Origin of the sequence: Rhizobium laguerreae, assembly GCF_019778565.1 — a bacterium.
GTDB lineage: Bacteria > Pseudomonadota > Alphaproteobacteria > Rhizobiales > Rhizobiaceae > Rhizobium > Rhizobium laguerreae.
Window position 1 is genome coordinate 691075 of record NZ_JAAXQT010000002.1, and the last position, 14664, is coordinate 705738.

Consider the following 14664-nt stretch of genomic DNA (forward strand, 5'->3'; position numbering starts at 1 on the left):
TCCCTTACGCCGGCCGGTAGAGGGCGGCAAGCGAAGGCGGCCCATCCGCCGCAATCTCGCCGCGCTCCAAAAGATCCTCGATATGCGCGAGCACGGAAAGCGCGGCGGCCCCATGCAGCTTCGGATCGGTATCGCGATAGATCACCTTCACCATCTCGGCAATCCGCCCATCGCCCGCCTGGATGCGCGCCAGCACCGCCTGTTCGCGCTTCAGCCGATGCGCGTTCAGCGCCCGGAGGAAAGTTGCGGGCTCCGTCACCGGCCCGCCATGGCCGGGCAGCAGCAGTCGGTCCTGGCGCTCCATCAGCCGCTCGAGCGAGGCCATGTAATCCGCCATCGAACCATCCGGCGGTGCCACGATCGAGGTCGACCAGGCCATGACATGATCGCCTGAGAACAGGATCTCGCGGCCCGCAAGCGCGAAGGCGGCATGATTGGCCGTGTGCCCCGGCGTCAGCACCGCGCTCAGCGCCCAGCCATCGCCCGACAGGGTCTGACCATCACCGAGCGTTATATCGGGCACGAAGGATAGATCCGAGCTTTCGGAAAAGGGATTGATCTCGCCCTCGCGCAGCGGCCGCGCCGGCCGATGCGGCCCTTGCCCCACCGTCACCGCCCCCGTTGCCGCCTGCAGGCGCTTGGCCAGCGGCGAGTGGTCGCGATGCGTGTGGCTGACGAAGATATGCGTCACCGCGCGGCCGCCAAGGGCTGCCATCAGCGCCTGATAATGCGCCTCATCCTCCGGGCCGGGATCGATGACCGCGACGGAGGAAGCGCCGACGATATAGCTGTTGGTGCCGAAAAAGGTGAAAGGCCCGGGATTGTTCGCTGTAACCCGCTCGACCCCTGAAACAACCGGCACGGCCTGCCCATAGGCCGGCTCGAAAGCGAGGTCGAATGCGGGACTGTCCATGAAGGAATGATCTCGGGCCGATGACGTCGCCAATTCCTAGCACGACGGCGGGTGCTACGCAGCGCATAAATCTGCGCCGGGTTAAACTTAGTCATTGTGACAAGCGAAGAGCTTTGCTAATCAGGCGTCGATTTGAGCAGGTGGTTTCCGCTCAAGCTCTGGTGGGGCGTCGCCAAGCGGTAAGGCAACGGTTTTTGGTACCGTCATCCCTGGTTCGAATCCAGGCGCCCCAGCCACGCGTTATTTATGCAGTGAAATCAATTAGATAGTAAATATTAGCGAAAGCTAACCGTAGCAGTCTTCCGCTGCATATTTCCGTATCATGAACTCGATGGATTCACGTGTAGGCTTCAACACCCAAACGCGAAACTCGGGGCAGCCCATAATTGCAGGCGATGAGAGACTCGAAAACTCGAAACTCTCATCGTAGTTCTGCTTGGCGGATTGATATTTATGGATAATTTTAAGTATCCCAAATGGAATTTTGTGACGTCGTGACGGCTTAAATTTTGTGACAAAATTGATCGGGTTCAAGGACGCCGGCTACAAGTCCTTCCCGACGATCTCCACGACGGGGCGCTGGTCGGAGGTATGACGCCCTCCTTGAACACCTGAGTTCTAGATACTGGTAGGCGTTTCGGCGCCCACCTTTACGGTGGCGGGCCCGCGCCACAGTCTCGTATCGTGAGCCAATAACGCATTTCCAGCGTTGCTTTCGCATCCCAGGTTGGAAAAGGATCAGTGTGAAAGGTTTGCGCCGGCCCCGGAGTCGCGCGGCCTGGCCATTCAGTCGCACCCAAATCCAAGTCCCTGCCGCACTGCCGGTTTACGGATCCGCCAGGCATTCTATAGGCGGCCGTAGGGTCTTTGAAACGACCCTTCAGGTAAAAGATTGAGGTCAAGATTATCTGATTGTAGCCCCGCCTCGGGTCGATACTGGTCATCGTGTTCCATCGCTGAAACACCCTCGCTTTTGTCGCTACGCTTACGCCATAGATGTCATTCCTGAACCACTCAAAAGGCAGATAGTCCAAGCAAATACCTGCGAGGATGCAGGCAGGAGTTGGGCCGTCGGATGCAAGAACCGTCTCGTCCGCCCACGTTCCATCAGGGTTGATTGTGCAATACCGCTGGACCGGCCCGGCAGGATTATGCGGAGTTTCCGGCTTCTCCCAATCTCCCGGCTTTCGCTCTAGGTCGAAGGTGACAACCGTCTGGTTCTCTCCTGCGTTCACTTCATCGTCCATGTCTTTGCCCTCCCACAGCTCGCTTTACAGTTGTCTAATCGCGGGCAGAACACAAGGAGTAGAAAAGGATTAGAAAATTCCGCTGCATCCCGTAGAGACCGGCTATAAGTTAAGTAATCACTTGAAGGAACGGATGATCTTCCACGATGGGGTGCTGATCGGAGGGTATGACGCCCTCGCCAATACCTGGTGCTCTGAAATGAAAAAGGGCGACTACTCGTCGCCCTTTTTCGCGCCTTTCGCGAACTGCCAGACTTTTCCGACGATACTCGCCGGGAGGTTGATGAACAGCTCCAGGATCTGACGGACCAGATCGATATTCAGCTCGCGTCCGATCTTATCGGCTTCCTCGAAGTCACCACGCGCAAGCGCTTTATTCACCTCTTCGCGATTGTCAGCAATCGTTTGTCCGAAGTGCTTATAAAACAGCCGCTTGGAAATGAACAACGTGAGGATCCGGGTGAACGTATGACCGGCTGGTGTTTTAATCCTAATTTCGATACCTGCCGAGAGTCTCATCCTGATGACCCCCAGCGCGCCTGTCGAAGCAACTGCAAAAGCCGTGATGGCAACCATCGACTTCGACATTAACGAGAATGCGCCTGTCCCCGACGGCATGAGTTGCATCGTCACAAAATAGCCGACACCTATGCCGAAGCCGCACGAGACGAGTAGATAGATGCCAAGGCGAAACCAAAACTTCATGCCTTAGCTCCTTCGATGTCCCAAGCATTGAACTGTTGGCGAGTTGCTACCGCGCGATCGTAAACAGCCTTACCCTTACCTGTGATCCAATAGACACGCCGCGGAAGACCGGGCACTGTTTCTTCCTTCTCCTGGGCCGATTCCAGCCAACCCTTCTCAACCATCCTGCCGAGGAAGACGTAAATCGATCCGCGCTTCAGCGCGTCAGAGGCGTTGACCATCTCCAAGCCATACAGGCGCTTGCCGGATTTAAGCAGATCCAAGATCTCGAATTCCTTGCTCGATGCTCCGAACAAATTAGCCTCCTGTGAGTCTTACAACGATTAAGCATCGTGAGTCTTACAGGGGTTATGACTGTCGGTCAAGGCGCGCGCCTTAGCGCTGAATAACCCTGCGCGATCCAACGCAAATTCTTGACAACTCAAGGGCGAATCTGAGTAGTTCGATACGACAAGTGGGGAAATGAAATGGGCGAGCCGCTTACCATCAGAAAATTGATCAACCGGGTTAACAGCGGAGATATCCGTATTCCCGCATTCCAGCGTGACTACGTGTGGGAAGCCGACCAGGTGGCATTTCTACTAGACAGCATCTACAAAGGCTTCCCGATAGGAACAATCATACTTTGGAAGACCGATAATAGGCTAAAATCCGAAAAGAAGCTTGGCGCATTCAATTTGCCCGATCCGCAAAAAGATTACCCCGTCAACTACGTTCTGGATGGGCAGCAGCGTATCACAAGTCTATTCAGCGTCTTTCAGACGGATCTCAAGCCTGTCAACGACGAATTCACAGACGTCTATTTCGACATGCTTGCGAAAGACGACATGCAAGAGTCGCTGTTCCTTTGTTTAACTGAGAGCGAGGTCGATCCGGAGCGACATTTTTCTGTTAAGAGTCTGTTTGATCCTGCGCCTTACAGGGCTGCGACATTAAAGCTCTCTGAAGAGAATTTGAATAAAGTTGTTTCACTCCAGGACCGGTTCAAAGAGTATCTAATTCCGAACGAAACATTTGAGTCCGGCGATCGCAACAAGGTTGCAATTGTATTTGAACGCATCAATCGTGCGGGCACTCCGCTCGAAATATTCGAACTATTGACCGCTTGGAGCTGGTCGGATGATTTCGATCTCGTGGAAAAATTTAGGTCTCTCCAGGCTCAAATTGCAGAGCATGGCTACGAAGATCTCTGCAATGATCAAGACCTGCAACTCCGCATTTGCGCCGGTGTGATTCACGGCAAAACGACGCCGTCAGACATCATTGGACTGAAGGGTGAGGACATACGCCAGCGTTTTTCCGAGATAGAGCGCGGCATCATCGGAGCGATTGATTTCCTTAAGCGTGAGCTGGATGTCCAGCAATACAAGCTCCTTCCATTCCCTGGTATCATGGTTCCCCTTAGTGCATTTTTTGCGACGGAGAAGGCGGAAGGCCACCCCTACACCGACAAGCAAAAGCAGGTCATCACAAAATGGTTCTGGCGTGCGCTATTCTCCAGGAGATTTTCATCCGACGTCAACGAACGGCAGGCTGCCGATATTGTCGAGTTTCGGCGGCTCAAAGAGAATGAAAATCACGAGTTTCGCTTACCGCGCGCAGAAAACGCGGTCTTCTTTATGGGCAATTTTTCTGCTGGCAATGCAAATTCTAAGACCTTAATCCTGTTGTTGAATTCTCGCAGACCCCATTCCTTCGTCAGTGGCGCGAAAATAGACACATCAAAGATACTCAAAAAAGCCAGTCAACATGAGTATCACCATATTTTTCCGCGAAAGTATCTCGAAAGGATTGATGTTGCTCCAAACGCAATCAACGTGCTGGCGAATATTTGCTTTTTAACTAGATCAGATAATAACGCAATTCGTGACAAGTCTCCTGTAGATTACATTGAAAAATTTGGAAATGAGAATATCCCGAAGTATGTGGAGCAGGCGCTGTGCCCCCCAGATTTTCAGAATATTGATTATCCAAGCTTCCTCCAGCAGAGAATTCAAATCCTATCCGATACTGCTTTGAAGCTCATGGGAGACGATTAGGACATTCAATAGCTTCGCTTTTTCCAGGTCGCAATCAAAGCGCTAATCTTCGGTTGAACCCGTCGCCGGGCTTCTGCACGGTCCAGGCCTACAAGCAGCAACTGGTCATAGTCGGTCATCGTATGCCGAAGCACGTTCTGCATGGTGATGCCTACAGCCATGCCAAGGGATGCACCTTTCCAATCTTTCTTTCGGATTTCGGCGACAAAGAAGGCGACTGCAAAATCAGGGCATCCGGGGTGCTTCCGCCTGATATGCTTTTCGATCGCCGCTTCAGCGAACTTCGTCACGGTGCGCCTTTGCGCCGGTTCTCGACTGCGCGATAGATCGCGATCGCAATGCTATCGGACCATTGGAAAATGTCCCGGTCTTCCCACTCGGCGGGCGTCATTCTCCGAGCCGTGGCGAGTTCTGCGCAAACGATAACCCCGATAAGGCCGGTCATGAGGTTGTCCGCTTCTTTCGACGTAAGACCTTCGTATTTGATGGTCATGGCACCTCCTTGGCAAGAAGAGGCCCGCCCCGAAGGCGGGCCAAGCTGAATCACAGCCATTGAACGGAGTCGTCGTAGTCGGTCCAGGCAAGATGCTCATCCTTGAACTTCTGCAATGCCGCATCGGCCTTGGTCGCGTCGGCGATATGTTCGCGGACTGCGTCAGCGTCGATAGTGCCGTGCCGGTAGTCAGCAAGAATTTCGTCAAAGATGGCGGGGGTGTTCTTCGGCAGCGGCATTATGCTGCATCCTGCATCGTGTCAGTTGAATACCGGTAGATTTCGACCAACTGAGACGATGCATCATGCACCGCGACCATGGGGCCGTCCGGGGTATTCTTGAACACCTCGACATAGAAGTCGTCAGCTTCATAAACCTCGTCTGCAGTAACGGTGTTTTCGCGCTTGCACTTAAAGAGCTCGTGAAGGTAGCTATTGAACTGGTGCCGGCCCATCTGCTCGGTCGGAGTGCCATTCATGACCATTGCGGCGTATGCGGGCAGCATGATATTTGCGGTCATAAGAACCTCTTTCATTGTAGGTCTGGGGTTTCGATCTACCGAAGCGGTTGCAGCCGTTTCGGTAGTTTTCGCTTAAGCTTGAAAGCGAGTTACTTTTCAATAGGATTTTATAGGTGAGTGATAAGCGCTTGATTTCATTAGGCGACTAGGCGGGGTGTAAACTCATCTTGAGCCACGAGGCAATCAATTGGCCAAATGCCGAGATCGCCGAGCACTTCTATGATCCGGGTGCGGAGATCGTCGGGCGCTGCCGGTTCGAAGGTCCGGGCGATGGCTTCAAGCCGATCGAGCGCGCAATGATAGGCATCGTCGTAAATGTATTGATCCTGCATGGAGAAATTCCCTGTTGTTTGCTGACAGCAACAGGGATGATTCAACGTAAGTGATTTGGCAAGCGAGTTTCGGTTTAAGTATTTGAATTCAAATTATAATAAGTAAATGCTTACTTATCTTGAAGCAAAAGATACCCCTACGCCATGCAAACGTAGGGGTATCAATAACAGGGCGAAGTGTCAGCAAACACCCTGTCGGCCGGACGCAAAGATGGAAGCCGCTGCGTCCGGCGTTCTTGATTTTCCTAATCAGGACAACGAGAGAGCTTACCCCGGTAGTTGAGTTATAACGGGATCATCGAGCGGGAACATAAGATCGCGAGCGATAACTTTTGAGATGAAGATGGCGCTTTATGACTGCGTGATTGAAGACGAGACCGGACTACAGACGCATGGAGTTATGTCGTCGAGTGAGCTAGCGGAATGCATCGCCTCTCGAATACCCGTGTGGATTAAAGAGCACCTAAAGCGGGCGCTTCTCCTTGAAGGAAGAACAATCCAAGACAGTCACCGATTATTGGCGTGGAATGTCATTGAGCAATCACCGGTCAGCGGTGTTTGGGGAGTAGGCGAATGGTCCGTAAGCTGGCATTCGAAATAGTTAGACACTCGGTCGCTTCGCTCCCTCCCTGCGCGGCCTTCGGCCTTGCCCTGCTCGCTATCGCTCGCTGGACTGTTTCAGCATCTACTTAAATCGTCACACATCATAATCACCTGCGGGAATAGGACTTATTCCCCCTCGACTTGAACGACATATAAAAGCCGACACGAGGTCGGCGGTCGTTCAAGTCGAGGGGGATTTTCTGCGTCAAACAGGTGGTGAAGAGTTCTGGTCCGTTAGACCGGCTAGGCGGCTTCCATTTGCCTAGCAGCACTCCGATATCCTGCCCTTGCGGGCAAAGCGGTAAGCGCCACGCTCGACTTCCCTTCAATCGACACGTGACTGGACGTTGTGGTTGCTGATCCTGTCAGCGTTTCACATTGCGTCCATCTTTTATTGCATCCATTCCACGCGGTTTTCCCGGTGCGGCGATAACCCGCTGAAGCGTCCGATGTTCTCCATCGGGGAGCCGGTCAGCATGATCTTCCGTTCGTCTCTGGCTGACTGATAGCGCCGGTCATGTTCCCGGTATCGCCCTCGCATTCAAGGCCAGTATGGTCCTCGTGGAGCTAACGACACTCCGCAAGGGAGCTACCGAAACAGAGTTGACATAAGAGGAATTTAATCCTATTAATGTCCTTGCTGAAATCAGAAGCAGCATTCCTAGCCCTCGGCAAATAGCACATGCCGGGGGCTTCTTCGTGTTATAGCGAAAAACCGTGCGCAACGGCGTTAATCCGCTAAAAAACCCAGTAACACCAGTTATACAGGATTTTATTCCTGAAGTGAATCCTCACTTGTCGTTTAGCTTAAGTTGCGTCAGAGGCTTAGCGGCTCCTGGTATTCATGAAGTTGCCGGGACGTGAGGCAAGCCTGATCTGCTCTTGCACCATGCTCTTCAACTGCTGTTCCACCTGCTTGCCGATGCGGGCCGCAAGGTCGGCATTCTGGTCCTGCGTTCCGCCGCTGGCATTCACGGTGACGTTCGTATTGATGTTTACGGGCGCGGCAGGCGCGGTATTGCCGTTCGCGGCCACGAGGTCAGGCTTGCGGATTGCCGGGGCGTTACCGACATAGCCGCCTTCGGCGTAGCCGGGCACCCGGCCATAGTTCATTGCATTGAGCGCCTGGACGCCGATGCGGCGGGTTGCCTCCTTCGTCATGACGTATTCGTCACCGTGAACGATGCCCTTCGGCTCATACTTCCCGCCCGATCCCGTCCACCCGCCACCGGAGAAGCCAAGCAGGGAACCGATGGCGCCGAAGAGTCCACCCCCGGCGCTCCCCGTGCCGGTGAAGTTCTTCAGATCAAATACCTTGTCGAGAAGGTTGTTCAAGATCGCATCGCCGATCTTAGCGAGCGCATTCGACAGGGCTTCCGCGCCGCTCTTGCCGCTGGCGAGGTCGGAGATAAGCCCCTTGGTCACGTCGCGGGCGGTGCCAAGGGCTTCTTCTGCCGAGCGCCTTACGTTGTCCTGTTGCTCCTGAAGCTGTTCAGCCGCTGCCGTCGCCCGCCCATATGCCTGCGCTGCCGCATCGATCTGGGCTGCCATTTCCGGGGTTACGGTCTTATTCTGCTGCTGGGCAGCGTTCATAAGCTGCTGCTTCGCCTGCGCCGTCGCCAGTGCCGCGCCGTAGTCATCAATCAAAGGGTTCAACGCGGCCTGCGCTGCCGTCGCCGACTGAACGGCCTGGGTGCGAGACTGAAGCTCCTGCAGGTCGCGGGCGAAACTGTCACTGCTACCCCCGCCACCGCCTGCGCGACGGCCCGCGCCGCTGGCACTGCCGGGTGCAGCACTCGTGGGCGCAATGGGGTAATCGGCAAGCGAGACGGGCTTGACCGCTTCCACTGCCGGTGCAGCCGGCAGGCGGGGAACCTTCGCTGCCGCTTCTGCGCCCGCGATCGCGCCGGAATTGGTGGCGAATGCCTTGATCTGTTCGGGCGTCAGCCCGCCGTTATTCGTAGCGGGTGCGTCGAATGCGTCCGTAACGCGGCGCTGCACGGCGTCGGTCTGGATGATCTTCATACCGGCAATCGACTTAACGGTCGTGTCACCCGGCAATGAATTGACGATCAATTCGCCGAGATTACTCGCGCCGGTGAGCGTGCCGAGCTGGTCGGCCCAGCTGTTCAGGGTCGCAATGCCATTCTGAACAGCGGTCGTCACTGCTTCGATCTGGGTTATCAAGCTATCGAAGTTCACGGCGTTGATAGAAGCCGCAATGCCATCAATGACAGAGCCAAATGCCTTCGAAGCCTTTGCGGAGTGATCGAAGCGCCCTGCCGCGTCGATAAGCACGTTCTGAAGGCGCACAAAGCTGCTGGAAATGGTCGCTTCCGATCCGGCCACCTGCTGCTGAAGGGTCGGAAGACCGGCAAGAAACGCGCGGAAGAAGGCTTCGGACGAAACCTTGCCATCCTTCACAAGCCGGGTGAGGTTCGAAATCGAACCGCCCGCTTCGGTCATGCCGGATGCGACGGCCTGAAGGAGCGGGCGACCGGCATCAAGCAGCGAATTATATTCTTCGGCCTGAATCGTGCCGTTGCCGAGCGCCTGCGAAAGCTGAAGCAAAGCGCCCGCGCTTTCGCCTGCCGACTGGCCGGAAACACGCATTGCAAGCGACACGCCATCGGTGAACCTGAGCAAGTCCTGTTGATTTGCGCCCAAGTCCTTCGCTGCGCCGGACGTGCGGCTATAGAGCGTCACGAGGGCTTCAAGAGGCGCGGCGTTCTTCTGAGCGCTGGCGAAAAGCTGGTCGTAAACGCCCTTCAATTCCTTGCCAGCAAGGCCGGTCGTCTTGAGCTGGTTCTGGATCTTGATGGAGCTATCAATGAGATCCTTCGCGGCATTCGCCGAGACGACACCGGCGAAGACGTTGCCGATAGAACTGACGGTGTTGCGAATGCCGGAAGCTGCCTTCGCATAACTCCGCTCGATGTTCTGTGCAGACTGCCGCGCGCGGGCCTCAAGGCTCTTGGTGCCACGGCGCTGCACGTCGTTGGCCTTCGCCATCGCCTTTTCGAGCTTATCAACGCGGCCTTCGATATCGACCACAAGACCGGGGAGCGGAGTATTCATTAGCTATTCCTCAAAAGGTGAAAATCCCGGCGCTGTCCGGGTCGTTATAGTGGGAAGCGTTGTCTTGATAGATCGCTGCAAAGTGCACGGCCATGAGCGTGGCAACTGCGCCGTCGATCTTGTCGCGGCTCTTCGACTTGTCGAACTTGCGGTTCCCGGCTGCGTCTCTCACGACGGCGACGTTGTCGAAATTCCAGCGAAGGATAGGATTGCCCGCGTGGTAGAGCTTGCCTTCGATGATGGCGCGTTCAACTTCATCGCAAGCAGGCGACATAGACTTAAAGCCCTGCCGATATTCGACCACCGGCAAGTCATCGTCCATAAGGTTCTGCTGCGTCTTCTGCGCCCGCCATGGATCAAAAGCGATCTGGCGAACGTCATGGTCTTCGCAAATCTGCCTGATCTGGTCTTCGACAAAGTCGTAGTTGACGGACTTACCGGGCGTCGGCGTGATGAAACCTGCCTTGACCCACTCGTCATAGTTCACGCCTTCAACACGCGACTTCTTAGCAAGGGCGTCTTCAGGGCAGAAGAACCACGGCTTGACGATATACCCGCCGTCATCGGTCGGCCACGCAGCGGTAACGGCAGTTAGATCGGAAATTTCGGACAGGTCCACGCCGAGGAAACAAGGCTTACCAGCAAGCGCCTTGAAGTCGATAGGAAGGCCGCAACGGTCATAGGTCGCCATATCGACAAACGGGCTGGCACTCTGGTTCTGCCAAACGCCGAGATAAAGCTGCTGCAAAATCTCGCGCTCGATGACCGAATATTCCGCCTTGATCTTGCGTTCGCGCAACGCCTGCAATGACGGATAGCCGCTGGCAAGGCCCGGAAGCAGCTTGTGCCAGTTACTTTCGTTCTTCCAATCCACGTCAGCCGAAGCTTCGAAGATGACCGGCAACACATGCGGGTCAACGATCTGGCCGAGCTGGATCTTCTTCGCGGCTGAGACTTCCTTATAGGCAAGCGTCTCCTGCCCACGTCCTGCCGTCGTTAGCACCACCATGAGGCTGTTGTTCGTCTTGTCGAGCGCGGAAGACAGGACGCGCCACAGCTCGCGATGCTTTTCAGTCGTCCAAGCGTGAAGCTCATCGGCCACGACGACGGACGGCGTGGAACCGTGCTGGCCGAGACCTTCCGAAGACACGGCTTCATAGCGGGTGCGGGTCTTCAGGTTGGAAATCTGGCTCTTGTATTCGCGGACGCGCGCCGTGCCGTTGTAGCGGCGATCTTGCGACACGATCAGCGCAACCTCTTCGAAAAGTTCGCGGGCCTGCTTGCGGGCGAACGCTGCCGACTGGATAAGCCCGCCGGGAATCTTCTCCGGGCCGAACGTGCAAAGCAGAACGATGGCAGCAGCTAGCGCGGTCTTGCGCGAACCACGGCCCAACTGAATGACCACCTTCTTAATCTTGCGGGTGCCGTCCGGGTTGCGCGGGCCGAAGATGGCGCGGATAATCCGCTCCTGCCATTCGTCCAACTGGAACGGGTGGCCGGGTGCCGGGTTCTTCGGATGCTTGTTCCGGCGAAGCCATTGCACGGCACGTTCGCCGTCGCCGAAGGTGTCTTCGATAGGCGAGCCGTCAAAAAGCCATTCCGGGTAGATGACAAGGGCGGTCAAACGAAACCCTCGTCATCGTCGGCATACTCGTTCATGGACGCGCGGGACCGGGCCGAAGGCGTTAAGCCGAGTTCGCCAGCACAACGGACAAGGAGAAGCGAGGACTCCTTCAGAATGCCGTAGGCGGGATTGCGCTTGCCAGCGCTGATAAGGCCGTTTGCGGCAATTTCGCGCTCTGCCATCCGCAATGCGCCATAGTGGACGCAATAGGTTTCGAGCGTGGCAAGGTCGGCATCGGTGAGCACCTTGCGCTCAATCGCAAGGATAGGTGCCACACGACGCCATTCCGCTTTCGCTTCCTTGTTCAAGTAGGAAGGCGTCTTCGGGATGCCGGTGACGGGCGAACTGCCGGGAATGATGGTCGAGGGCTTCAGGCCGCGCGTCATGCTGCAACCGCCTTGATTTCCAGCCCGCCGCGAATGCCGATTTCGATCCAGCCCTTCACGTTGTAGGTGCGACCCATAAACCGAATGCGGTCGGCTGTCGTCAGGCCGGTGAAGAACCGGGTGCGGAAGGTAATGCTGTCGGTGTCGCGCTCGCCGCTGTCGGCTTCCGCTTCGTCCACGGAATGCTGAAGAACTTCGGCGCGAAGGGTGGCAATATTCGTCCAGGCGGGAACCGGCGTCCGGTTCTCGTTCAAGGGTGCGCTCAGGCGATCGATGAAGATCACGCGGTTAAGCTTGCCGGCGCGCATTATACGGACCACCGCATGACGGCTTCCACGGTCATGACGCCGTGGCAATAAGACTGCTTCGGGTCCGGGTCGCGCATCCAGACGATAGTTGGTAAGGCAAATTCGTCGATAGCAAAGCCTTCCGCTGCCGGGGCCGCCTTGAGGGCGTTCATCGCCGTGAAGCCGATAGCCTTTGCCGTGTCCGCGCCATCTTCCAGCGCCCAAATATGGAGGTCGCACGACACGCGGGCGACATACTGCGAACCGGACGCATGGCCGAGAAATTCCGTATGCCCGCCGCCCATGAGGATGCAGGGGAAATCTTCGGGCCGCATCGATCCGCCGCGAATGTTGTCAGGGTCAACAAGGGCGGTTACTGCCGAGTCAGCGGCGAGCGCGTTGCCGATAGTTGACTGAAGTGCAAGGCTAGGTTCGATCATCGCGCGTTATACTTCTTCAGTGCGGTTGCAATGGCGCGGCTCGTGCGCCGCTCGATCCGGGGCTTGACGGTGCGAAAGCCGGGACGAAGGAACGGCTGCGGCTCGATATTCACGGTGCCGAACTCGATAAAATGGCCGTGCCGCATCGTGTCATTACCCACGGTTACGAGAACCTGATTGGGTCCAGCCGTGCGCTTGCCCCCGCCTTCGGCATAGGCGGGCGTCGTCTCGCCGGGGCCGGTCACGGCGATGCTGTCAATGAGCGCGCCGCTATCGCGAGATGCTTCGGCGAAGGTCGCCGCTGCCGCTGCAACTTCCTCGCCGGACTTCAGGAGCGCGGGCCGAAGGGCGTCCAAAATCTCCTGCGGGATGGCGTTAAGGCGCTTCGAAAGCTCCGCCGACTGCTGCGAAAGGGTGCTATTCCGGGGCACGGCCAGTCACTTCCCTGCGATATTTTCGCAAAAAATCGACAATTCCGAAGGGCAAATCGTAGGCGTTTACACCTACAAGCGCGGCCTCGCGGTTCTGGTAAAGGTGCGCGGCCATTTGAAGGATGGCCTGTTCAATGTCTCCGGGAACGTCCGGTTCGAAGTCGGACAACGGCAAGCCGAGATAGCCGGAAGCCCATGCTTCTGCGGCTTTTAGATAATGCTGAAGCAATTCGTCGGTGCCGCTGGCGAGATCGCCGAGGGCGTTTCCGTCCAGCAAATCGTCGGTGCTGAGGTGCGCCTTCAACAGCGAAAGGGTGACAATGGTCATATTACATTAGCCCTTGCTTGTGAAAACTTAAATGGTCGCGCTCGAAAGCGTTGCTCCCCCCGCCGGTCCCTAAGACGCTCGGAAAGTCGGCGACCACCCCCGGCTTACGCTTGGGCCACTTGACCACGGCGAGTTCTTCCGGCGAGGGTGCGGCCTTGATGCGAGGGATGAGCCGTTCACGGACTGCGTCAGGATCGAAGCCGGCGAGATTGCACACGTCGATGAAGCCCTTTGCAGGCCGCATGATGTAGTCTCGAGCATCGCGGATCATCATGACGCGGTTCTTCGCGGATTCATTGACGAAGCCGATGCCGAATGCCTCTTGAACGGAATTCAAGAGCACCGTTCGCCAAAGGATTTCGTGACCACCTACGACAGACAGGTTGTCGTCATATTCGAGTTCGGCGGGCGTCACGCTGCCGTCCTTCCGATGATCTGGAACTTGCCATCAGGGAAGCGGCAAAGCGTAAGCAGCGCCAAGCGCTGTTCCGACTTGAAGTGATCATCGATTTCCTCGACGACAGCGCCTGAACCTGCGACAACCTCAAACTGGTCATCGCCACCCTGCCGAAGCGCGCAATTAAAGCGGGCGTTCAATTCCGCCGGAACGGTGATGATGGTGCCCTGCGTGAAGTCGAGGACATATCCCCAGTCATCATTGTTGAGCGTATAGGTCGGCGCGTTCACGGTGCGGACGAGCGTCGGATCTTTCACCAATTCTACGCTCCGGGTGCGAACGACCACCACCGAAGCGCCGCTATCACCGTCGGGCATTACCCAAAGCCCGGTCTTGGCATTGCCGAAGGAAAAGAGCTTTTCGGAAGGGTTGTAGTCCTGGGAGACGATGTAGGCATCTGCGTCGGTTGCGGGCTGCTCCCATCCGAAGAAGAACCTGAGAGCCTTGCGTTCCTGATTCTGGATATAGATCGACTGGTGTTCGTCAGCGACCTTCGTCCAGACGTTTGCAGGGCAATCGATCTTGAGGGTTTCGGTATCCATTAGATATTCCTTTCCAAGCGCTGCTTGATTGAGTTGTGGCAAGGCGCGCAAAGGCTCTGCCAATTGCTGCGGTCCATCCGACGATGCGGGGCGCGGCGGATTGAAACGATATGGTCAACAAGGGTGGCGGGGTTGCCGCATGCGGGCATCGCGCAACGGGGATGCTCAAGCAGGTAGGTGCGGCTCGCCCTACGCCATTCCGCGTCATAGCCGCGTGAGGATGCCGAGCCGCGAAGAGC

At 56.4% G+C, this 14664-nt stretch carries 20 protein-coding genes and 1 tRNA gene; 3 read left to right on the forward strand and 18 right to left on the reverse strand.

Annotated features, from left to right (window positions below):
* Positions 1 to 4: 4 nt before the first annotated feature.
* Complete coding sequence (locus HFO71_RS10210) at positions 5 to 913, reverse strand: MBL fold metallo-hydrolase (protein WP_221987963.1); 909 nt, start codon at positions 911 to 913, stop codon at positions 5 to 7.
* Positions 914 to 1075: 162 nt separating this feature from the next.
* On the opposite strand from HFO71_RS10210, the gene HFO71_RS10215 reads away from it, so the two are divergent.
* A tRNA-Gln gene (locus HFO71_RS10215) sits at positions 1076 to 1149 on the forward strand.
* Between the two features lie 414 nt (positions 1150 to 1563).
* Here the strand turns inward: HFO71_RS10215 and HFO71_RS10220 are convergent.
* The 3 genes from HFO71_RS10220 to HFO71_RS10230 form a co-directional block, all read right to left on the reverse strand.
* Positions 1564 to 2160, reverse strand: a complete 597-nt coding sequence (locus tag HFO71_RS10220; protein ID WP_221987964.1) for a hypothetical protein — start codon at positions 2158 to 2160, stop codon at positions 1564 to 1566.
* A 213-nt stretch (positions 2161 to 2373) separates the two neighbouring features.
* Entirely contained in the window at positions 2374 to 2865 is a 492-nt protein-coding gene (locus HFO71_RS10225; protein WP_221987965.1) for a hypothetical protein, read from the reverse strand.
* Positions 2862 to 3161: a PadR family transcriptional regulator gene (locus HFO71_RS10230; protein ID WP_221987966.1), complete on the reverse strand. Its 300-nt coding sequence runs from the start codon at positions 3159 to 3161 to the stop codon at positions 2862 to 2864. The genes HFO71_RS10225 and HFO71_RS10230 overlap by 4 nt, the downstream gene beginning before the upstream one ends.
* A gap of 171 nt (positions 3162 to 3332) precedes the next feature.
* Between HFO71_RS10230 and HFO71_RS10235 the strand changes: the two genes are divergently transcribed.
* Positions 3333 to 4904 carry a DUF262 domain-containing protein gene (locus tag HFO71_RS10235; RefSeq protein ID WP_221987967.1) on the forward strand — a complete coding sequence of 524 codons (1572 nt, stop codon included), beginning with the start codon at positions 3333 to 3335 and terminating at the stop codon, positions 4902 to 4904.
* 5 nt (positions 4905 to 4909) lie between these two features.
* On the opposite strand, the gene HFO71_RS36300 is transcribed toward HFO71_RS10235, so the two are convergent.
* From HFO71_RS36300 to HFO71_RS10255, 4 genes are read right to left on the reverse strand one after another with little or no spacing between them, the layout of a single operon-like run.
* Positions 4910 to 5194, reverse strand: a complete 285-nt coding sequence (locus HFO71_RS36300) for a DUF2293 domain-containing protein (protein WP_221987968.1) — start codon at positions 5192 to 5194, stop codon at positions 4910 to 4912.
* Positions 5191 to 5397 carry a hypothetical protein gene (locus HFO71_RS10245; protein ID WP_221987969.1) on the reverse strand — a complete coding sequence of 69 codons (207 nt, stop codon included), beginning with the start codon at positions 5395 to 5397 and terminating at the stop codon, positions 5191 to 5193. Before HFO71_RS10245 ends, HFO71_RS36300 begins: the two co-directional genes overlap by 4 nt.
* Positions 5398 to 5447: 50 nt before the next feature.
* Positions 5448 to 5636, reverse strand: a complete 189-nt coding sequence (locus HFO71_RS10250) for a hypothetical protein (protein WP_221987971.1) — start codon at positions 5634 to 5636, stop codon at positions 5448 to 5450.
* Positions 5636 to 5917, reverse strand: a complete 282-nt coding sequence (locus tag HFO71_RS10255) for a hypothetical protein (RefSeq protein WP_221987973.1) — start codon at positions 5915 to 5917, stop codon at positions 5636 to 5638. The genes HFO71_RS10250 and HFO71_RS10255 overlap by 1 nt, the downstream gene beginning before the upstream one ends.
* 167 nt (positions 5918 to 6084) lie before the next feature.
* Here HFO71_RS10255 and HFO71_RS10260 point away from each other — a divergent pair, with 167 nt between their 5' ends.
* Positions 6085 to 6303 carry a hypothetical protein gene (locus HFO71_RS10260; protein WP_221987975.1) on the forward strand — a complete coding sequence of 73 codons (219 nt, stop codon included), beginning with the start codon at positions 6085 to 6087 and terminating at the stop codon, positions 6301 to 6303.
* A gap of 1374 nt (positions 6304 to 7677) precedes the next feature.
* Here the strand turns inward: HFO71_RS10260 and HFO71_RS10265 are convergent.
* The 10 genes from HFO71_RS10265 to HFO71_RS36305 form a co-directional block, all read right to left on the reverse strand.
* Positions 7678 to 9930, reverse strand: a complete 2253-nt coding sequence (locus tag HFO71_RS10265; protein WP_221987977.1) for a tape measure protein — start codon at positions 9928 to 9930, stop codon at positions 7678 to 7680.
* A gap of 10 nt (positions 9931 to 9940) precedes the next feature.
* The gene (locus tag HFO71_RS10270) at positions 9941 to 11413 is read right to left on the reverse strand and encodes a terminase large subunit (RefSeq protein WP_221987978.1); all 1473 of its coding nucleotides are present in this window, start codon (positions 11411 to 11413) and stop codon (positions 9941 to 9943) included.
* A 137-nt stretch (positions 11414 to 11550) separates the two neighbouring features.
* Complete coding sequence (locus tag HFO71_RS10275; RefSeq protein ID WP_221987980.1) at positions 11551 to 11940, reverse strand: phage terminase small subunit P27 family; 390 nt, start codon at positions 11938 to 11940, stop codon at positions 11551 to 11553.
* Positions 11937 to 12248: a phage head closure protein gene (locus tag HFO71_RS10280; RefSeq protein ID WP_221987982.1), complete on the reverse strand. Its 312-nt coding sequence runs from the start codon at positions 12246 to 12248 to the stop codon at positions 11937 to 11939. Before HFO71_RS10280 ends, HFO71_RS10275 begins: the two co-directional genes overlap by 4 nt.
* Positions 12248 to 12667, reverse strand: coding sequence for a DUF3168 domain-containing protein (locus HFO71_RS10285; RefSeq protein ID WP_221987984.1), 420 nt, complete (start codon positions 12665 to 12667; stop codon positions 12248 to 12250). The genes HFO71_RS10280 and HFO71_RS10285 overlap by 1 nt, the downstream gene beginning before the upstream one ends.
* Entirely contained in the window at positions 12664 to 13098 is a 435-nt protein-coding gene (locus HFO71_RS10290) for an HK97-gp10 family putative phage morphogenesis protein (protein WP_221987986.1), read from the reverse strand. The genes HFO71_RS10285 and HFO71_RS10290 overlap by 4 nt, the downstream gene beginning before the upstream one ends.
* Positions 13085 to 13426: a head-tail connector protein gene (locus HFO71_RS10295; RefSeq protein WP_221987987.1), complete on the reverse strand. Its 342-nt coding sequence runs from the start codon at positions 13424 to 13426 to the stop codon at positions 13085 to 13087. The genes HFO71_RS10290 and HFO71_RS10295 overlap by 14 nt, the downstream gene beginning before the upstream one ends.
* Before the next feature lies 1 nt (position 13427).
* A complete protein-coding gene (locus HFO71_RS10300; protein ID WP_221987989.1) occupies positions 13428 to 13841 on the reverse strand; it encodes a hypothetical protein in 414 nt (137 codons plus the stop codon).
* The gene (locus HFO71_RS10305; protein WP_221987991.1) at positions 13838 to 14425 is read right to left on the reverse strand and encodes a hypothetical protein; all 588 of its coding nucleotides are present in this window, start codon (positions 14423 to 14425) and stop codon (positions 13838 to 13840) included. Before HFO71_RS10305 ends, HFO71_RS10300 begins: the two co-directional genes overlap by 4 nt.
* Positions 14425 to 14574 carry an HNH endonuclease gene (locus tag HFO71_RS36305; RefSeq protein WP_338150481.1) on the reverse strand — a complete coding sequence of 50 codons (150 nt, stop codon included), beginning with the start codon at positions 14572 to 14574 and terminating at the stop codon, positions 14425 to 14427. Before HFO71_RS36305 ends, HFO71_RS10305 begins: the two co-directional genes overlap by 1 nt.
* Positions 14575 to 14664: the final 90 nt, after the last annotated feature.

Bases quoted from the DNA above. Each gene is read 5' to 3' on its own strand.
- HFO71_RS10210 (WP_221987963.1), bottom strand. From the start codon at position 913: ATGGACAGTCCCGCATTCGACCTCGCTTTCGAGCCGGCCTATGGGCAG.
- HFO71_RS10285 (WP_221987984.1), bottom strand. From the start codon at position 12,667: ATGATCGAACCTAGCCTTGCACTTCAGTCAACTATCGGCAACGCGCTC.
- HFO71_RS36305 (WP_338150481.1), bottom strand. From the start codon at position 14,574: ATGCCCGCATGCGGCAACCCCGCCACCCTTGTTGACCATATCGTTTCA.
- HFO71_RS10220 (WP_221987964.1), bottom strand. From the start codon at position 2,160: ATGGACGATGAAGTGAACGCAGGAGAGAACCAGACGGTTGTCACCTTC.
- HFO71_RS10305 (WP_221987991.1), bottom strand. From the start codon at position 14,425: ATGGATACCGAAACCCTCAAGATCGATTGCCCTGCAAACGTCTGGACG.
- HFO71_RS10250 (WP_221987971.1), bottom strand. From the start codon at position 5,636: ATGCCGCTGCCGAAGAACACCCCCGCCATCTTTGACGAAATTCTTGCT.
- HFO71_RS10275 (WP_221987980.1), bottom strand. From the start codon at position 11,940: ATGACGCGCGGCCTGAAGCCCTCGACCATCATTCCCGGCAGTTCGCCC.
- HFO71_RS10245 (WP_221987969.1), bottom strand. From the start codon at position 5,397: ATGACCATCAAATACGAAGGTCTTACGTCGAAAGAAGCGGACAACCTC.
- HFO71_RS10255 (WP_221987973.1), bottom strand. From the start codon at position 5,917: ATGACCGCAAATATCATGCTGCCCGCATACGCCGCAATGGTCATGAAT.
- HFO71_RS10295 (WP_221987987.1), bottom strand. From the start codon at position 13,426: ATGACCATTGTCACCCTTTCGCTGTTGAAGGCGCACCTCAGCACCGAC.
- HFO71_RS10225 (WP_221987965.1), bottom strand. From the start codon at position 2,865: ATGAAGTTTTGGTTTCGCCTTGGCATCTATCTACTCGTCTCGTGCGGC.
- HFO71_RS10235 (WP_221987967.1), top strand. From the start codon at position 3,333: ATGGGCGAGCCGCTTACCATCAGAAAATTGATCAACCGGGTTAACAGC.
- HFO71_RS10280 (WP_221987982.1), bottom strand. From the start codon at position 12,248: ATGCGCGCCGGCAAGCTTAACCGCGTGATCTTCATCGATCGCCTGAGC.
- HFO71_RS10265 (WP_221987977.1), bottom strand. From the start codon at position 9,930: ATGAATACTCCGCTCCCCGGTCTTGTGGTCGATATCGAAGGCCGCGTT.